Raw genomic sequence first — 2647 nt, forward strand, 5'->3', positions numbered from 1 at the left:
ATCATTCCAATAGTTCATAGAACCATTCAATACCATATCTGTAAAAGGAGATATAGTTTTTATTACAATTGAAAATCCTATTATTATAGCAATTATTTTAAAATCGATCTTATCCACTATACCTTTAAATATAGGCATCATTAAATATAATCCTAATAATGGATATAAAAACCATAATGGCGCTGCAGTTGGATATCCTAATATATTTTTTATTAATCCTAAAGCTGTCCATTTGATGCTTATTCCACTACTTATGTATTGATAATATAAATTGTATATAATTGACCATACAATAAAAGGTAATAGCACTTTTTTAAATCTCTTCTTTAAAAATGTATTATAATCAATCTCTTTACTACTATTTAATAAATAGTATCCACTTATCATTATAAATATTGGTATACACCATTTAGTTAATAAATTTATAGCTAGAGATAAATCCCATGCTGTAGTATTTTTTACAAATTCACCTTGTCTAAAATTAGCATCAACGTGAATCATAACTACACCAAAACTAGCTAAAAACTTTAATAAATCCATTGAGTAGTCTCTTCTTTTTGTCATATTATTATACCTCATTAAAGACTTAATTATTTACTTTTAAAGCTTTATATGCTTTTTCTGTATCTTCACTAACCTTATCCCAGTTATACTTGTTATTTACATATTCTTTAACTTTTGATCTAACATCTAGTATTTTATTTTCATCATCTAAAATTTCTTTTAATTTTTCATATAAATCATCAGAGTTTTTACTTTCAAATGAATAACCGTATGACTGAATAACTTCTATGTTTTGCTCTATATCACTTACTAAACAGCAATGACCATAACTCATAGCTTCTAATAAACTTATCGGTAAACCTTCTATTTCAGATGGCAATACATACATATATGCATTACTAAATAATTCTTCAAGAAGATTTCCATTTACAAATCCTGTCATGATAATATTAGGATTTTCTTTTGCCATTTCATTAACTTTATTAACATAATCATCTGAATGGCTCGACCCCCCTGCTATAACCAATTTTTTATTTGTATTTAGTTTATTATAAGCTTGAATTAAATAATGAACTCCTTTTTCTGGAACTAATCTAGCTAAGAATAATATGTATTCATCTTTATGTAATCCATATTTTTCGATTATTTCATTTGCTTCTATACTAATTTTCTCATCTATACCATTTGGAACAAATATAGTGTCATTATTATATGTTTCGTTGTAATAATTAGATATAGACTCTGATACACTTATTGTTTTATGAGGAAACTTTGCAGTAGCAAACTCTCCAAGTTTAAGAGCTTTTTTAGCAAGCTTTCCCCATTTTTCACGTTGCCAATCTAATCCATGTACTGTACATACAACTTTTTTACCAAACATTCTAGGTATAAATGATAATAAAGATGGTCCAAGTGCATGGTAATGAACAACATCATACTTATTTATTGCTGCATCTAAAGAAGCTAAAAGAGTATAAGTTATTGCATCTAAATGTTTAGTATTTATAGATGGTATATATTTTAAATTAATCCCTCTATGATTGTCTTTTATTTCATCACAATATGATTTTCTACAATATACAGTAACGTCATTATTACTTTTAGCTAATCTAGCAGCAATTTCTTCAACATGTATTTCAACTCCACCGGATCTAGATGGAACTCCTTTTTGACCAATCATTGCTATTTTCATAATTACATTCTCCCAATTTTTTTATTTCCTAATACTGCTATTAAAGCCATATAAACTACTACTATCTGCCCTGAAAAACTAGCTTCTGCCATACTTAAAATAATAAGGTATAGTAATGTTAATATTTGTCCAAAATAATAATCTAAATTATCATTGTTCATAATATTTTTATATATTCTTAACAGTATATATATGTATATTCCTAACCCTAAAACTCCAAATTGTCCAATTATCATAGGCCAAAATGTATCAGCAATAAACTCATAAAAATCAGGGCTTATTCCCCAAGTTGTACTAATATTATAATCATAATAAATATTAGAATAGCTTTCTCCTGAAACCCAACTTGCATAAGTTCCAAAACCAGTACCTATAGGGAAATTATCCTTAGCTATATTTAACGAATTCATAGTTAAAACATTTCTTGCCCAATCAGGATTATTAAAATATTCCATAACTTGTGATATAGCAAATGCTCCTCCTAATACGCATAATATTCCTATGTCAAGTAACTGTAATTTTCTTTGCCTTATAAAAACTATATAATATAAATACATATATATCGGTATAAAAGCTATTGACTTAAACCTTAATGTACTAGCTAAAACTAATAACATCAGTATTATGTATTTTTTATTTTCTTTATGTTCTCTTAAATTAACACTTAGTAAAATTATAATTATTACAGAAAAACTAGCTAAATAAGTTGGATGAGTAAAAAATATTTGTTGTGATTTTATCCCAAATCTAATTTCATAATATGGAAAAATATCAAATAATAAGTTCCCAACTACTGTTAAAAATACTAATCCTGTAATAATTTTAAGATGGTTATTTATAATAGTTAAGTACTCATCTAACTTAAGATTTGATAAGCATAATGGTATGAATACATATGTAATTATTCCTTTAAATACACAAACTGCATCTTTAAGTGCTGGAATAATAGTT

General features: G+C 26.1%; 3 protein-coding genes. All 3 read right to left on the reverse strand.

What is annotated here, in order from left to right:
• Positions 1 to 564: acyltransferase (locus Q5F54_RS12805; RefSeq protein WP_302334557.1), on the reverse strand; the 564-nt coding region annotated here is incomplete at its 3' end.
• Positions 565 to 586: 22 nt separating this feature from the next.
• A complete protein-coding gene (locus Q5F54_RS12810; RefSeq protein ID WP_302334558.1) occupies positions 587 to 1696 on the reverse strand; it encodes a glycosyltransferase family 4 protein in 1110 nt (369 codons plus the stop codon).
• A gap of 2 nt (positions 1697 to 1698) precedes the next feature.
• The coding region (locus Q5F54_RS12815; RefSeq protein ID WP_302334559.1) for a hypothetical protein at positions 1699 to 2647 on the reverse strand (949 nt) is incomplete at its 5' end.

This window comes from uncultured Romboutsia sp., assembly GCF_958366745.1.
Lineage (GTDB): Bacteria > Bacillota > Clostridia > Peptostreptococcales > Peptostreptococcaceae > Romboutsia > Romboutsia timonensis.